This window comes from Pseudomonas sp. IT-P171 (assembly GCF_949767765.1).
In the GTDB taxonomy this organism is placed as follows: domain Bacteria; phylum Pseudomonadota; class Gammaproteobacteria; order Pseudomonadales; family Pseudomonadaceae; genus Aquipseudomonas; species Aquipseudomonas fluorescens_B.
The window spans coordinates 370648-385310 of record NZ_CATKQN010000033.1 but is presented as its reverse complement, the minus strand read 5'-3'; the positions used below and the strand labels follow the sequence as shown (position 1 = coordinate 385310).

20 protein-coding genes and 1 pseudogene are annotated in these 14663 nt (G+C 58.9%); 13 read left to right on the top strand and 8 right to left on the bottom strand.

The genetic code is table 11. From position 1 onward, the window contains the following. The first annotated feature begins 8 nt into the window (after positions 1 to 8). The 7 genes from ACM6I5_RS19270 to ACM6I5_RS19240 all read left to right on the top strand — a co-directional run bounded on the left by ACM6I5_RS19270 (position 9) and on the right by ACM6I5_RS19240 (position 4662). On the top strand, positions 9 to 893 hold the full coding sequence (locus ACM6I5_RS19270) for a LysR family transcriptional regulator (RefSeq protein WP_414879059.1): 885 nt from the start codon (positions 9 to 11) through the stop codon (positions 891 to 893). A 190-nt stretch (positions 894 to 1083) separates the two neighbouring features. Further along, positions 1084 to 1743, top strand: coding sequence for a hypothetical protein (locus tag ACM6I5_RS19265; RefSeq protein WP_414879060.1), 660 nt, complete (start codon positions 1084 to 1086; stop codon positions 1741 to 1743). After that, positions 1740 to 2147 carry a PAAR domain-containing protein gene (locus tag ACM6I5_RS19260; protein ID WP_017339358.1) on the top strand — a complete coding sequence of 136 codons (408 nt, stop codon included), beginning with the start codon at positions 1740 to 1742 and terminating at the stop codon, positions 2145 to 2147. The genes ACM6I5_RS19265 and ACM6I5_RS19260 overlap by 4 nt, the downstream gene beginning before the upstream one ends. Beyond that, on the top strand, positions 2144 to 2716 hold the full coding sequence (locus ACM6I5_RS19255; RefSeq protein WP_414884430.1) for a DUF4123 domain-containing protein: 573 nt from the start codon (positions 2144 to 2146) through the stop codon (positions 2714 to 2716). The genes ACM6I5_RS19260 and ACM6I5_RS19255 overlap by 4 nt, the downstream gene beginning before the upstream one ends. Further along, entirely contained in the window at positions 2709 to 3074 is a 366-nt protein-coding gene (locus ACM6I5_RS19250; protein WP_017339360.1) for a hypothetical protein, read from the top strand. Before ACM6I5_RS19255 ends, ACM6I5_RS19250 begins: the two co-directional genes overlap by 8 nt. Before the next feature lie 13 nt (positions 3075 to 3087). Beyond that, positions 3088 to 3912: a Tox-REase-5 domain-containing protein gene (locus ACM6I5_RS19245; protein WP_031319001.1), complete on the top strand. Its 825-nt coding sequence runs from the start codon at positions 3088 to 3090 to the stop codon at positions 3910 to 3912. Positions 3913 to 3942: 30 nt separating this feature from the next. Further along, positions 3943 to 4662, top strand: a complete 720-nt coding sequence (locus ACM6I5_RS19240) for an Imm52 family immunity protein (RefSeq protein ID WP_414879062.1) — start codon at positions 3943 to 3945, stop codon at positions 4660 to 4662. A gap of 19 nt (positions 4663 to 4681) precedes the next feature. On the opposite strand, the gene ACM6I5_RS19235 is transcribed toward ACM6I5_RS19240, so the two are convergent. After that, complete coding sequence (locus ACM6I5_RS19235; protein ID WP_414884429.1) at positions 4682 to 5581, bottom strand: polysaccharide deacetylase family protein; 900 nt, start codon at positions 5579 to 5581, stop codon at positions 4682 to 4684. Positions 5582 to 5681: 100 nt separating this feature from the next. Next, positions 5682 to 5840, bottom strand: a pseudogene (locus ACM6I5_RS19230) (ABC transporter substrate-binding protein); the annotation flags it as partial. A 106-nt stretch (positions 5841 to 5946) separates the two neighbouring features. Here ACM6I5_RS19230 and ACM6I5_RS19225 point away from each other — a divergent pair. The 3 genes from ACM6I5_RS19225 (at position 5947) to ACM6I5_RS19215 (ending at position 7592) form a co-directional block, all read left to right on the top strand. Next, complete coding sequence (locus ACM6I5_RS19225; protein ID WP_017339365.1) at positions 5947 to 6627, top strand: SOS response-associated peptidase; 681 nt, start codon at positions 5947 to 5949, stop codon at positions 6625 to 6627. Positions 6628 to 6899: 272 nt separating this feature from the next. Then, the gene (locus tag ACM6I5_RS19220) at positions 6900 to 7172 is read left to right on the top strand and encodes a hypothetical protein (RefSeq protein ID WP_017339366.1); all 273 of its coding nucleotides are present in this window, start codon (positions 6900 to 6902) and stop codon (positions 7170 to 7172) included. Between the two features lie 192 nt (positions 7173 to 7364). Then, complete coding sequence (locus ACM6I5_RS19215) at positions 7365 to 7592, top strand: DUF6555 family protein (RefSeq protein WP_017339367.1); 228 nt, start codon at positions 7365 to 7367, stop codon at positions 7590 to 7592. Positions 7593 to 7715: 123 nt separating this feature from the next. Here the strand turns inward: ACM6I5_RS19215 and ACM6I5_RS19210 are convergent, their stop codons facing one another. The 3 genes from ACM6I5_RS19210 to ACM6I5_RS19200 all read right to left on the bottom strand — a co-directional run bounded on the left by ACM6I5_RS19210 (position 7716) and on the right by ACM6I5_RS19200 (position 8952). Further along, entirely contained in the window at positions 7716 to 7877 is a 162-nt protein-coding gene (locus ACM6I5_RS19210; protein WP_017339368.1) for a hypothetical protein, read from the bottom strand. A 65-nt stretch (positions 7878 to 7942) separates the two neighbouring features. Then, the gene (locus ACM6I5_RS19205; RefSeq protein ID WP_193393033.1) at positions 7943 to 8254 is read right to left on the bottom strand and encodes an AzlD domain-containing protein; all 312 of its coding nucleotides are present in this window, start codon (positions 8252 to 8254) and stop codon (positions 7943 to 7945) included. After that, positions 8254 to 8952: an AzlC family ABC transporter permease gene (locus ACM6I5_RS19200; RefSeq protein WP_017339370.1), complete on the bottom strand. Its 699-nt coding sequence runs from the start codon at positions 8950 to 8952 to the stop codon at positions 8254 to 8256. The genes ACM6I5_RS19205 and ACM6I5_RS19200 overlap by 1 nt, the downstream gene beginning before the upstream one ends. A 174-nt stretch (positions 8953 to 9126) precedes the next feature. Between ACM6I5_RS19200 and ACM6I5_RS19195 the strand changes: the two genes are divergently transcribed. Both ACM6I5_RS19195 and ACM6I5_RS19190 read left to right on the top strand, forming a co-directional pair. Continuing rightward, positions 9127 to 9501 (top strand): DUF2784 domain-containing protein, encoded by a 375-nt coding sequence (locus tag ACM6I5_RS19195; RefSeq protein WP_414884428.1) that lies wholly within the window; start codon positions 9127 to 9129, stop codon positions 9499 to 9501. Positions 9502 to 9525: 24 nt separating this feature from the next. Beyond that, positions 9526 to 10443 carry a LysR family transcriptional regulator gene (locus tag ACM6I5_RS19190; RefSeq protein ID WP_017339372.1) on the top strand — a complete coding sequence of 306 codons (918 nt, stop codon included), beginning with the start codon at positions 9526 to 9528 and terminating at the stop codon, positions 10441 to 10443. Between the two features lie 10 nt (positions 10444 to 10453). Here ACM6I5_RS19190 and ACM6I5_RS19185 read toward each other — a convergent pair whose 3' ends face one another. Both ACM6I5_RS19185 and ACM6I5_RS19180 read right to left on the bottom strand, forming a co-directional pair. Beyond that, positions 10454 to 12031 (bottom strand): sensor domain-containing diguanylate cyclase, encoded by a 1578-nt coding sequence (locus ACM6I5_RS19185; RefSeq protein WP_414879660.1) that lies wholly within the window; start codon positions 12029 to 12031, stop codon positions 10454 to 10456. A 78-nt stretch (positions 12032 to 12109) separates the two neighbouring features. Continuing rightward, positions 12110 to 12637 (bottom strand): DUF3087 domain-containing protein, encoded by a 528-nt coding sequence (locus ACM6I5_RS19180; protein ID WP_414884427.1) that lies wholly within the window; start codon positions 12635 to 12637, stop codon positions 12110 to 12112. A 212-nt stretch (positions 12638 to 12849) separates the two neighbouring features. Here ACM6I5_RS19180 and ppnN point away from each other — a divergent pair, with 212 nt between their 5' ends. After that, the gene (ppnN, locus tag ACM6I5_RS19175) at positions 12850 to 14223 is read left to right on the top strand and encodes a nucleotide 5'-monophosphate nucleosidase PpnN (protein ID WP_017339375.1); all 1374 of its coding nucleotides are present in this window, start codon (positions 12850 to 12852) and stop codon (positions 14221 to 14223) included. A gap of 154 nt (positions 14224 to 14377) precedes the next feature. Here the strand turns inward: ppnN and ACM6I5_RS19170 are convergent, their stop codons facing one another. Further along, positions 14378 to 14641, bottom strand: coding sequence for a DUF2790 domain-containing protein (locus ACM6I5_RS19170; protein WP_414879661.1), 264 nt, complete (start codon positions 14639 to 14641; stop codon positions 14378 to 14380). Positions 14642 to 14663 lie beyond the last annotated feature (22 nt).

The window sequence follows — 14663 nt, the reverse complement described above, 5'->3', positions numbered from 1 at the left end:
GAGGCCTCATGGAACTGCGTCACCTGCGGTATTTTCAGGTGTTGGCTCAAACCCTCAACTTCACCCGCGCCGCTGAATTGCTGCACATCGCCCAGCCACCGCTGAGCCGGCAGATTCAGCAACTGGAAGACGAACTCGGGGTGTTGTTGCTGGAACGCGGCAGGCCGCTGAAGCTGACCGACGCCGGTCGGTTTTTCCATGAGCACTCCACCGCCCTGCTCGAGCAACTGGGCAAGGTCTGCGACAACACACGACGGATAGGCCTGGGCGAAAAAACCTGGCTGGGCATCGGTTTTGCGCCGTCGACACTCTATGGCGTGCTGCCGGAACTGATCCGCCGTTTGCGCAGCGGCGAGCCTCTGGAGCTTGAGCTCGGGCTTTCAGAAATGACCACGCTGCAACAGGTGCAGGCGCTCAAGGCCGGTCGGATCGACATCGGTTTCGGGCGGATCCGCATCGACGACCCGGCCATTATCCAGACTGTCTTGACGGAAGACCGCCTGGTCGCCGCCCTGCCCGCCGGCCATCCATTGCTGGCCGGACCGATCAGCCTGCGCGATCTGGCGAAGGAACCCTTCGTGCTGTACCCCGGCAATCCGCGTCCCAGCTACGCCGACCATGTGATCGCGTTGTTCGAGTCGTATGGTGTGAGCATCCATGTGGCGCAATGGACCAACGAGCTGCAAACCGCCATCGGTCTCGTGGGCGCGGGAATCGGTGTCACCCTGGTGCCGGCCTCAGTGCAATTGCTGCACCGCGACGACATCGGTTTCACGCCGCTGCTGGAAGACAACGCGACTTCGCCTATCATCCTTAGCCGGCGCGTAGGCGATGTCTCGCCGGGGTTGAATCATTGTTTGCGGATGATTGATGAGTTATTGCCGAGGGACTGACCGGCGAACGCACGACCAGAATTCAGATACATTTGGTCACAACTTCCTGCCCGACCCGACTTTGTCGGCTGCAGGGAACAGGTCATCATGCCCTGCGCAGAGAATGCGGCAACACCCTGTCTCATCTTTTTGCAGTCCGAATGGAATTCGGCAGTTACGGTTTTGCGACGGTAACGTTCAAGGAGTAAGGATGCTTCGCCCATCGACATTCAAGTCATCCATTCGCCTGTATGGTCTGCTCAAAAATGTGAGCGGTGCTCAGGCCGGACTCGCGCTGACGACCCGAAACAGCCAGGGGCACCCTGCCGTCCAGGCCTTCGTTTCCAGGCTGGACGCTGAAATCATGGCCCGCACGTGCGGTGATGACGATCTGCAGGTGCGGCCTCTCTCGCAATTCTTTGACCCTGACTCTTTCCTCGCCGCCAATCGTGGTTGGCTGACGCTGCATATCGGTTGCGGTTTCGCCGCTCACACCGACAGGCTGATCGAAACCGATAAACGATTACGCCCCATGGGTTGGTTCATTCACGCCGATATCGGGAAGTGGACGCCTGACCACTACGTGTGTTGGGGCGAGCAACTTTCCCGCCAGCTCCAGGCGACTTACGACGCTGCCGGCCTGCATCACTACAACTCCCTGCTCAACGAACTGGATGACGCACCGGCGTACGATCTCCAGTGGCATACCACAGAAGCCCTCAACGCTTTACCGGGCGGTGCCTGCACCACCGCTCCCCCCACACAGGTTGCACTGTTTGACGCCATCGAATGTCGATGGTGTTTCGCAAAATCGAATGCTCAAGGAAACAGCTTGCACGATACACGCGTGCTTCAAGGAGGATTGTCATGAGTGGAAAACCTGCAGCACGGGTCACCGACCCTACGGCGTGTCCACTTCCGGGTCACGGTACGAACCCTATTGTCAGCGGTTCGGCGGATGTCTTTTTCGACGGACTGGCCGCCGCCCGGCAAACCGACACAACGGCCTGCGGAAGCGCACTGACGAGCAACGTCGTTCCCAATGTGCTGATCAATGGCCTGCCGGCGGTGACCATCGGGACGTTGGGTAATCACGGAAACGTTGTGGTGGGTGGATCCGGCACTGTCATCATCGGAATGAGTGGTGGCGGGGCCGCGGTATCAGCGGTCGCTTCGTTGCTCAAACTTCCGACGCTGTGCCTTCCCTGCTTGCTGGCGGCAGCCAAAAGGAACGCGAGTTTTGTTCCGCTGGAAAATCTCGGGGCCTCCCAATGATCCCGGACGACCAGACAATTCTTGTCGATCCGCAAACCCGGAATTCGTTGCAGACGATTCAGCGTGCTCGCCGAGCGAATCCCGGTCTGCGTCACTACGCATTGGTTGACGGCGCGCGCTATCTGACGCTGACCAAACGCTTCGATGAGCCCGGTGACCGGGTTCAATGGCAATGGTTGCTGGAAGGCACCGAGCTGGATGAAATCAAGCACGCAGGCCCGGCACTGGTGACCTTTACCGATGATGACCCGCTCAGCGATCAGCTACTGCTATGGCTGATCGGCAGGGACCAGCAATCGCCCCTGGTGTCCTGGCTGTGGAGTGAACAGGGGTTCGAAACCCTCGCCGCCCACCTGAAAAGCCAGTTGTTTACCCGCCTCCCGGACGGTCGTCGTGCGTTGTTCCGCTATTACAACCCGACCGTGCGCCAGGCCCTCGAACCGGTTTTGACCGAGACGCAACAGGCGGAGCTCATGTCCGGCATCCTTTTCTGGCAAACCTGGCGACCCTTGCAGCGGGATTACCTGACCTTCAATGCACCGAAAAAAACGGAGGTTACCAGTGCTTGAACTCAGTGCAGAACAACTCGAACAACTGGATCACATCCGTCAGGACGAAGTCATCGACAAGCTCCTGCTCGAAGTTCGCCAGCAAGACCCCGCGTGGTTCGCAAAAGTAGGTGAACCCAAGGCCAGCGCGTATCTCAGACAGCTACGTGATGAGGCCGAAGCGTTTGGTATCGTGGCCCCCGAAGAAACCGAACTGTTCATGCGCTATGGGTTGTACAAGCCGGGCTTTCAGACATCGCCAGGGTTTGTAGAATGGATGCAACGCCCTGTTGCCGATACGCCGGAACAACGTTTTCGAGATTACGACAGCGTCATGCAATACATTGACTCACTAAAGGAATGGCCACGCGCCAAGTAAACCAGGGACGACAATGAGCAACCTTCTGAAAACACCCGGAACCGCAGGCTCCGGCGAACAACTCGCCCGAGGGCCGTTTCCCGTCCCTCGCGGAGGCATGCGCGGTCCTTTCGAAGGAATCAGGGTTCCACCACCCACCCGTATGCCTGCGCCACCGCCCCGCCCTGCTCCCATGCCGGCACCGCAACCGGCGCCCAAGCCGATGCCAATGCCGCAGCCGCAGGTTCAACCGAAACTTCAAACCGACCAGAAAACCGACGCACCACCGGTGACTCGCGAACAGACGCGTCAGAAAGAAGAGCAGTGCAAGAGCGAGAAAAAAGATTGCGTGGACTGCCCTCCGGACAAAGGCGTGATGGCGATCGCCAACAACGGTAAAGGTCACAGCATGTCTGACCTGTCCTCTCGCTATCAGCAATGGGTGACGAACTTCCCCTACCCGAACGAATGGCGGTGGAGCAACACCTGGTGGGACGGCTTTGACAAAAGCCGATGCACATTACTGGAGGCCAAGGCACGCTATGCCTTCATGTTCTTCCCTGTCCTGAATACCCCTCGGCCTTGGGCCAATGTCAGAGAAGAATTGATTGCCCCCGCCAGAGCACATTCACAGAAAGCCAGGCCTACGCCTCCTGTTTCGGTGGAGTGGCATTTCATGCAACGCGTGGTCTACGAATACTGTTCAGAACAATACAGCGACCTTGGCCTGACCAACCTGAGGGCGTTCTGGAACCCCCTGCCCGGTACCAAGGACCAGGAGGAATACGACGAGCTGCGCAAGGAAGAAGAGAAGCAAATGGAGGAGTACTACAGAGATAACCCGGGATTGATCGCCTAGTCCGACCCGCAACGCATTCAAGGTGTCAGCATGACCAACTTCAAAAGCTTCATCTTCACACTCAGGTTCAACAAGCAGGCCATTACGTCACTTCCCCTTGAGCTGCAGATAGAAAAAGCGGCCAGGTTTTTGCGAGAGCTCGGGGCCATCAGCCCGCTTCTGGCCAACTGGTATCTGCAAGGGAAAAGCCTTAAGGACTCGCTTGCAACCAATGTCAGTACCGACACTCAAGCGCTGATCGACAAGGTTAAACGAGCTCATGATCCCGAGCTGCCTGACCTGACCGAATTTTCGGTGTGGAACGCCATCGAGGACCCGCTTGAGGGAGGCGTCGCTTTTCATTACAGCGCACACAATCTCGACTCCGTGTCCGCCCTGTCGTTCGAGGACGCCGGTGCCCTGTTGATGAAGTTTGAACACCCGCAGGAGATGTTCACGGAAATCATCAGCCTGGCCGTGAACATCTGGCCTGAAATTGACTGGGTCACCCTCGTACCGGCCCATTACTTCAGAAAAGGACGTGTCTTCAAGGACCGACAGACGATTGGATGGATCGGCTTTTGCCCCAAATCGTTGAACCTCGCAGACTTCCCCCAGGCACACAAACTAATTCCTGTGCCTGACCGGGGAACCCTTGTCATCAGCTGCCCTGAGGTGATGAACGAGCAAAACCTCGACCACGTTGAACGGGTTGGGGATATCGATACAAAACTGGTGGAGCTGGGTTATTTGCCGATGTTTCTGAACTGAAGCCTGGCCGACGAGCGGATCAGTTCGCGTCCGCTCCCCAGATCCAGTTCCAGATCCCCGGCAATTTCACCGGTTGTGAACTGTCGCGAACAGTACGCGCCATCGCCGCCCGTTGCAGCTCGGTTTGATCGTCATAGAACGGCTTCTGCGCCGTTTTCAAGCCGGTCGCCTGTGCGCTATCCAGCAGGATTTGCAAGTACTCGCGGGCATGCCGGGCGGTGTAGCGATTGAGGTCGTGGAAGGTCACCACCACCGGGATCACGCCGTCCACGGTGGGCAGTTCGCCCAACGCAATGCGCTCTCGCACTTCCGACAGCTGTCGCAGCATGTTGGCCCGCCGCCGGGGACTGGCATTGAAGCCCCAGATCTTGCCGTCGTTGGCACTCAAGTCGGTCAGCAACACGTGCAAGCCGTGCTTTTGATAAGCCGCGAAGACCCGTTTGTCATAGTTCCAGAATGGCGGACGCACCAGGGTCGGTGGCGTGCCGGTGATCGCGGCAATATCGGCACTGCCCTTGGTCAGCGACTGTTCCAGTTCTTCCGGGCTCAGGGAACGGTGATTGGTGTGCCAGTGAGTGCCCGTGTGAAAACCCAGTATCTGCCCGTCGGCGTGTTCGCGGCGCATGACCTCGCGGCCGATGTCGCTATCACCCGCCCGTGGCGCGCCGGTCTGTACGAAGAACACCGCTTTGAGGTTCGGTTGCACCGGGTTCGTGGCCAGGCTGTCGAGAATGGTGATCGTCGGATTCCAGAAACTCGACGCGCTGGGACCGTCATCGAAGGTCAGCAGAAAACGGATCGGCGGTTGCGCGCGCAGCCGCTGTTCCGTCTGCGCCGTCATTTCGATGGGAGCCGCGATGCAACCCACCAGCCCGACGGCAATGGCGAGTGCGCAGAAAACCTTGAACAGCTGTTTCATGGAGTGCCCTGGACCAGACCGTTGAGCCCGCACACATGTGCAGGCGCCGGTTGGATCAGGTTACACAGTGTTTGGTTCCAGCGCTGCCGTGCAGCGTCGGTTACTGGTTGAGGGCCTGCTGGAACGAGCTGTCGATGATCGGCACGGTTGCCAGTGCCGAAGGCAGTGCCTTGACCTTGAACAGGACGTCCGCCGTGCTCTGCAAATCCTTGGCCGCCTGCGCGTCTAACGGGCCGACGGTCATGTGCGCCTCCAGTAGGCGACTTTCCTGCCCTTGAGGTCGGCGATGGTTTTCACCGGTGAATCCTTGGCGCACGTGATCTGAGGCACGACTATGCTGAAACCTCCGACGGGAGGATTCGGTCATGTGCGGACGACTGTCGCAGTACCGGGGCATCCACGATTTTGTCGCGGTACTGAGCATTCCCGATGCGCTGATCAACCATGTCGGCGACGAGCCGTTGGCCCGCTACAACGCGGCGCCGACTCATCAACTGGCGTTGTTTCACCAGGAGGACGTTGGGCTTGTGGCTGACAAGGTGCGTTGGGGCTGGCGGCCGCATTGGGCGAAGGATCGCGCGGCGCCGATCAATGCCCGCGTCGAAAAAGTCGCCCATGGCCCGTTCTTCCGCACGATCTGGCCGCACCGCGCAATCGTACCGATTGATAACTGGTTCGAATGGGTCGATGCGGGAGACTCGACCCGACAGCCGTGGCTCATCCGTCGACGGGACCGCGCGCCGATTTTCTGTGCCGCGATTGGACGGTTTCCTACGAATAGCGAGGAAGCGCGAGACGACGACGGTTTCGTGATCATCACCGCAGACAGCGCCGGCGGCATGCTCGATATTCATGACCGCCGACCGGTGGTTCTGTCGCCAGAACTGGCAAGGGAATGGCTCGACCCCGCCACTCCCCGGGAACGCGCCGAACAGATGGCCTTGTGGCAAGGCGAAGGCAGTGAGGTATTCGAGTGGTACAAGGTCGGCAAAGCCATTGGCAACGTCAGGAACCAGGGCGCTGAGCTTATTGATGAGCAGAGATGAAACTATCAATACCGAGACAAACGCAATCGTATTTAACACCTGTCGATACAGGCTAATAACTTGAACGTTACAAAGAGTGTTTCACCCAAGAAACACTTGTAGAAGTCTGGCGATTTGATCCTTCAACCGCTTGTCTGACATCTGCATCGGCGTACATACATTTAGAATGACTACGGATAGCATGCGCGCCGCATTTCCATCGGCACCGCCCAGTTGACCAAAAAGTCAACAATTAAGGAAATCCCACAACTACAAGCCTTGCAGAGAACTAAATGCGCGACGATTTTGCAATTGATCAAGTCGTTAGTCTGGAGTGCGTTTATCTTTCGATGACAGAACACTTTCGACTTAACTGTTTTATCGAACATTACATCAAGACCCGTGACCTGCGATCAGTTCCGGGGATCGACGGCATCCTGCGTTCAACCCTCGGGCACTATCCGGGCAAGCCTCCGGTGATGGTCAACGAGCTGAGTGCATGGATCGACAAGACCTTGGGCTATCGGGCTTCCCATCCCGATGTGTTGCAGCTGGACGACGCTTGAAACCACGCTTGGGGACCCGTTTGGCAAAAGAACTGAACGAACCCGCCCTCGAAAGACTCTCAACAACTGAGGCTCGCTGAGCCTCATCTGTTTTCAGCCGTCTTATTTCTGCACGAAGCTCGCCCCGCAGATCTCTATGAATGTCCTGTTCGACGACTAAGCCAACGACTTGGCTGGCTTCACGAGAAATACATGAGCGAACTCGTTCCTTATGCCGTGCATTACATGTTCGACGGTGTGCGAAAGCATTTTTTCAAACTGGCGGTGCATTTTTCTGATGTCGATGCCATACATTCGGCGTCTGCGCATGCTTATCCGGAATCCGATCGAAAGATCGCCGTACATGCCACCCTTGAAACGGCACGTATCAAGGCGCAGCAATTGGGTATTACCCAGATTCGCTGGAATGTGTCGATCTGATTGGCCTATACAACAAAGCCCCGGTTGATTCGGGGCTTTTTTGTAGGTGTAGATTGGTTGGGGTTGGGGGCATATCCGTTTCTGCGGTAACGGCGGCTATTGGTTCCGCCCTTACCCCAGAGCTCAGGGCTTCAACGGAAACTCCATATCACGGTCCGGCAATTCTTTCCCGTCATCAGGGTGCTTCCAGGTCGGCGACGAACGCCTCTGGCGCTCGAGCTCTTCTTCCGTCGGTTCATCCATGTCTTCATCATCCGGATCCGGACGCTTTGGTTCAGTAGCCATGCTCACCTCTCTTCCTAAGGGATCCGTCATCAACTTTAAGCGTAGATCAGTTTCGAAAACCCGGTTCAAAGCCACCAGCGCAGCAAAAAGAAAAACCCCATGCTCAACAGCATGCTGAGCAAGGTATTGCGGGTGTACAGCACCAGCCCCACCGCCACCAGCGAACTGATCAGATACGGATTGTCCCACTGCAAATTCAGCTGCTTGTCCGGCATGAACACAATCGGCCCGCAAATCGCGGTCAGCATGCCCGGCACCGCAAAACCAAGAAACTGCCGGGCGTTGCTGCTCAGGCGCAGCGGCAGGCGCGGTTCGAGAAACACGTAGCGGTTGAGGAAGACCAGAATTCCCATACCGATAATCACGGCCCAGACCATCATGTGCGTCCACCGTAGAATTTATTGCAGACGAAGCCCGCCGTCATGCCCGCCAACCCCGACAGCACCAGCGCCGAGCCCCATTGCCAATAGCTGAACAACACCGAACAGAACAGCGACACCGCCACGCAAACCACGGTCGGTACGTTGCGCACCACCGGGGTGATCAGGGCGATGAAGGTTGCGGCGATGGAGAAATCCAGACCCAGATGCTCCAGCCCCGGAATGCTGGAGCCGAGCACAATGCCAGCAAGGGTGAAGAGGTTCCAGGCGATGTAAAACGTCAGGCCGACGCCCAGCGCGTACCAGCGGTTGAACTGCTGTTTGTCATGCTGGCTGGTCAGGGCAAACAACTCGTCGGTGAGCAAAAAGCCCAACCCTGCACGCCAGCGCCCCGGCAGCGGCGAAATCACCGAGCGCATGCTCATGCCATAGAGTAAATGCTGGGAGGTCAGCAGCAACGTGGTCAGCAGAATCGAAAATATCCCGGCACCGCCCTTGAGCATCCCGATGGCCACCAGTTGCGCCGCACCGGCAAACACGATGCTCGACAACCCCTGGCCTTGCAGCGGCGTGAGGTTGGCTTCGATGGCCATGGAACCGGCCAGCAATCCCCACGGTGCGGTTGCCAGGGATAACGGCATGATCGCCGCGGCGCCGCGGAGAAACGCGCTGCGCGGCACGAGTGAATTGGACATAACGCTCTACAACCAGAGAAAGACGTCAAACTGTGCCAGCAGTCGCCGCCGATGGCTTGAACAATCTTGCGCACTGCTGCAAGCGGCAGAATGCGCGCCGGGTTAGTTGATTTTCGTGATTGGCACTCCGCCCGAGTACCATGGAGCGATCGCATCACGTGTCAGGGAGTCGACATGCTTTACCGAATCGCCGCCGACGGGTTGGTGCTGTTTCACCTGTTGTTCATTCTGTTCGTGCTGTTCGGCGGGCTGCTGGTGCTCAGATGGCATCACCTGATCTGGTTGCACCTGCCGGCTGCCGCGTGGGGCGTTTGCGTGGAGTTTTTCCACTTGTTCTGCCCGCTGACAGACTGGGAAAACCGCATGCGCCATGCTGCCGGGCAAACCGGCTATGGCGGCGGTTTCATCGAGCATTACGTGTGGCCGGTCATTTACCCGGCGGGCCTGACACCCGCTATTCAACTGGGCCTCGGCAGCGTGGTGCTGGCGCTCAACGTGCTGGTCTATCTTAGGTTGTTCAGGCTGCGAAAGTTACGCCGGGCCGCCTGAACACTTTCCTCAAAGGATCTGCACATGTTGTCCATCGAAGACCTGGCATTGCTGCAAGCCATTCGGGAAACCGGCAGCCTGTCACGCGCGGCGGCACATCTGGGCAAGGCGCCGTCGACGGTGTCCTATGCGGCGCGGCAACTGGAAGAGCGTTTCGACGCGCTGCTGTTCGATCGGCGCCGCTACCGCCTGCAGCTCACCCCCGCCGGGGAGCTGCTGGTGAATGAAGCGGCGCGGTTGATGCAGGATGTCTCGCGCCTGACCCAACGGGTGCAGCAAGTCGCCAACGGTTGGGAGAGCCGACTGTGGATCGTCACCGACGAACTGCTGGAGTTCGAGGCCCTGATCCCGGTGATACACGAATTCGACGCGCTGCAATCCGGTGTACCGCTGCGCATCACCCAGGAAGTATTGAAAGGTGTGTGGGAAGCCCTGCGCGAGGGCCGCGCGGACCTGATCATCGGCGCCACCAACGAACCGCCGGCGATCCCTTCCTTGCGCTGGATGCAACTGGGGGAAATGGAATGGGTGTTTGCGGTCTCGCCCAGGCACCCACTGGCCAAGGTCAAAGAACCGATTTCCCGGACAACGGTGACGCAACACCGGGCGATCGTCGTGGCAGATTCGTCCAGAGCCACCGAAGGCAGCACCTATGGCGTCTCCGGTGGGCAACCGGTGCTCGCCGTGCCGACCATGCGCGCGAAAATCCTCGCCCAGTGCGACGGCCTGGGCGTGGGTTGGCTGCCCAGACATCGGGTTGGCTCGTTGCTGAAGAACGGCACGCTGGTGGAGAAACAGATGGCCGATCCCCGGGAACCAAACATTCTGTACGCCGGCTGGCGCGGCGATCATGACGGACGCGCCCTGGGCTGGTGGCTGGAAAAACTCAAGCAGTCGTACCTGGCGACCAGGCTGGTCCAGGGCAGCGACCGGTTCGTCTGAACCGGCAGACTCAGTTGGCAATGACGCTCATGTTCCGGCCGCTGGCCTTGGCAACATAGAGCGCCTTGTCCGCTGCGCCAATCAGGTCGTCAGCCTGGGCTTGTGAGGTCGGATCGTAAGCGGCGACGCCCAGGCTGACCGTCACCATGCCTTCTGCGCCTTCGCTGTGGCGAATACCGGCATGCAGCACCGCGCGACGGATTTTTTCCGCCACCAGAAACGCCCCGACATAGTCGGTCCCAGGCAGCACCACCGCAAACTCTTCGCCGCCGTAGCGCGCCGCCAGATCTCCGGGGCGCTGGATATTTTCGGTGATGATCGCACTGATATTGCGCAAACACTCATCACCGGCCAAGTGGCCGTAGTGGTCGTTGAACAGCTTGAAGTGGTCGACATCAAGCATCAGCAATGCGAGGCCGGTCAGGCTGCGCTTGGCACGGCCGATTTCCGAGTGGATGAACAAATCGAACTGACGCCGATTGGACAGCCCGGTCAACGCGTCCTCGAGGGCCAGCAGTTCCAGGCTGCGATTGACCTCGATCAGCGTTTCCTGGGCATCCAGCAACTGGCTCTGGATGCGGTTCTGCTGCTTCATCAGATTGATGAGGCGATAACCCAGCACGCCAAGAAAGACCAGCAGCAGCGCGACAATGCCGGCACTGAGCAATGACTCCTCACGCCAGCCGGCCAGCACTTCATCCCTGTCGAGCGCGGCGAAAACGATCAGCGGGTACCCTTCGACCCGGCGAAACCCCACCACCCGCACAACGCCGTCCAACATGGACTTGACCGTTGACGTGCCTGAATTGGCCATGGGCAACAACTGTTTGAACAACGGGCTGTTGGCGAGACTGGTGCCGACCTCCGCGTCCTTGAACGGCCGACGAACGACGATGCTGGCGTCGTCGGCGATCAGGTTGATCACGCCGTTGCGGCCCATGTCGATGCTGTCGTACAGGGACAGAAAATGGCTGAGATAAATCGTCGCCAGCGCCACACCGGCAAAACGGCCGTCGGCGTGATTGATCCTGCGCGACACCGTCATGATCCATTCGCCGCTGGAACGACTTTTGATCGAAGGACCGATGTGCGGCCCACGGTCGGGATGATCGCGATGGTAGATGAAATACTCACGGTCGGCGTTGCTGGCATCCGGCAGGACCGCGCCGTTGGAATTGGCAACCCAGCGACCCTTCTCGTCATAGACGAACAGGCCGTGCAACTGGCTCAGCTCACTGCGCTGGGCACTGAGCAAGCGTTCCAGGTGAGGCAACAAGGCCGGTTCGAAGCCGTCGTTTTCCAGGCGCTCCACCAGCGTAAACAGCAGCGTATCGGCCTGCTTGATCGTCGCCTGTGCTTGTGAGGCCAGGGTCTGCGCAAGGTTGGACATCGCCACGCCCTTGTCATGCAGATGGTACTGGCGCGAATTCCAGGCTTCCCAGATCACGATGGCGATCATGGACAGGCACACCGCCAGAAGCAAAACAACCGCGGAGCGGACCTTGAGTTTTGCCCCGGCCTGTTCGGTGACCAGGGACACGCTGTGGCGGGATTGTTCGATTCGGTCTTTGACGGACGGATTGCCCATGACGCTCCCTGAATCTTGATGAGTGGCGACTGATCCCGTTCGCCTTTTTATTATCGTGACGCCTCAACAATACACCGGTTAGCGCGGCGTCTGTTTCAATGCCTCAAGCCACGCCGGGTTCAATTGCGTCTGATCGGTCTCGATGCCCAGCGCTTCCATACGGGCCTTGTGCAGGTCCATTTCGCGAATCAATTGGCTGTGATCACTGGAGTTGCCGTCCAGCTCGTGCATCTGGCTCAACCCCAGGTGATAGAAGCGCAGCAGCTTCATGGCGCCGGGATCATCCTTTTCCACCGCCGCCGTGACCTGATGCATGACGTTGGTGATGCTCATCAGGCTGCGCTTGAGCTGCCAGCCGTACACGGCGGGCGCCATCCACGCCTGATGCCAGAAGGTGCCGCGCATGAGTGCCACCATCAATAGCACCGCGACAAACACACCACCCACGTTGAAGCGTAGATTGTCCCCCCCCGGCTCGCCGAACATCGCCACCGCCGCGGTCGACAGCAGCATCGCCAGGGCCAGGAAAACCACGGCGATAATGATCGTGCTGCGGCGCGTCTGGCTTCGATAAATCTCGGGGTTTTGCGGCTGGATTTCGAACATCGCGACGGGTTTCCTCGGGAACATGGGCAAAAAGACTGCGGGGCATTATCGCCTCTGCGGGGGATTTAGCTATGCTGGGGCTCCTTTTCATCTTTTCATCGTCAAAGGGGAACGTGGCGATAGTGCGCAGTTCGTGCCATCTTCTTTTATGGATACATACTATTCGGATGTCATGCGTCCTCGGCGGGTGACATCGTTTTAAGGATCATTGAATGTCCCAACGTCAAGTAATCAACGCTTCGGTCAGCCCGAAAGGCAGCCTGGAAACCCTCTCTCAACGTGAAGTTCAGCAACTGAGCGAAGCCGGATCCGGCAGCACCTACACCCTCTTCCGCCAGTGCGCCCTGGCCATCCTCAACACCGGCGCCCATGTCGATAACGCCAAGACCATCCTCGAAGCCTACAAGGACTTCGAAATCCGCATCCACCAGCAGGACCGCGGCGTGCGCCTGGAACTGCTGAACGCCCCCGCCGACGCCTTCGTTGATGGCGAAATGATCGCCAGCACCCGGGAAATGCTGTTCAGCGCCCTGCGCGACATCGTCTATACCGAGAATGAACTCGACGCCCAGCGCATCGACCTGAGCACTTCCCAGGGTATCAGCGACTACGTGTTCCACCTGCTGCGCAACGCCCGCACGCTTCGCCCCGGCGTCGAGCCGAAGATTGTGGTGTGCTGGGGTGGCCACTCGATCAACACCGAAGAATACAAATACACCAAGAAAGTCGGCCACGAACTGGGCCTGCGCAGCCTCGACATCTGCACCGGTTGCGGCCCTGGCGTGATGAAAGGTCCGATGAAAGGCGCGACCATCGCCCACGCCAAGCAGCGCATTCATGGCGGTCGTTACCTCGGCTTGACCGAACCCGGCATCATCGCCGCCGAAGCGCCGAACCCGATCGTCAATGAGCTGGTGATCCTGCCGGACATCGAAAAGCGTCTGGAAGCGTTCGTGCGCGTAGGCCACGGCATTATCATTTTCCCGGGTGGCGCGGGCACGGCCGAAGAGTTCCTGTACCTGCTCGGCATCCTGATGCACCCGGACAACAAGGGCCTGCCCTTCCCTGTCATCCTCACCGGGCCGAAACACGCGGCGCCGTATCTGGAGCAACTGGACGCGTTCGTCGGTGCCACTCTGGGCGAGGCGGCGAAACAACATTACGAGATCATCATCGACGACCCGGCTGAAGTGGCACGGCAGATGACCGCCGGTCTCAAAGCGGTGAAACAGTTCCGCCGCGAGCGCAACGACGCGTTCCATTTCAACTGGCTGCTGAAGATCGACGAAGGCTTCCAGCGCCCGTTCGATCCGACCCACGAAAACATGGCCAACCTGAAACTGAGCCGCAGCCTGCCTGCCCACGAACTGGCCGCCAACCTGCGTCGCGCGTTCTCCGGCATCGTCGCCGGCAACGTCAAGGACAAGGGCATCCGCCTGATCGAAGAGCACGGGCCGTATCAGATCCGTGGCGATGCGGCGGTGATGCAGCCGCTGGATCAACTGCTCAAAGCCTTCGTTGCCCAGCACCGGATGAAATTACCGGGTGGCGCGGCGTATGTGCCGTGTTATCGCGTGGTTGCGTAACCCGGATAGAGTGTGAGCAAGCCGATGTGGCGAGGGAGCTTGGGGCGCGAAGCGGCCCCAAAAGCTTTTGCGACTGCTTCGCAGCCGAGCGGGAGCAAGCTCCCTCGCCACAAAGGTCGGTCCACACAGGTATCAGTATCCGACTTCCAGGCGATCAACCACCCTGGTTGCCGCATTCGGCAAACTTGCTGTAATCCAGCACTTTCTGCGTACCGCTGGAGTCCAGGTACGTCATCCGCGCATTGACGATCCCGCATTGGCTGCCGCCATTTTCTACCGTTGAAATAACCTTCTTGATGTCCAGATGGGAGCCAGCAGCGTGGGTCTGCGATGGGCTCTGGACATCCGCGTGGGCGGAAAACGCAGCGACGTTCAGAACGGCAAGGAAGCTGGCAGCGACGAGTTTGTTCCGGTTCATGGTGATGTCCTCAAGGTTTCAA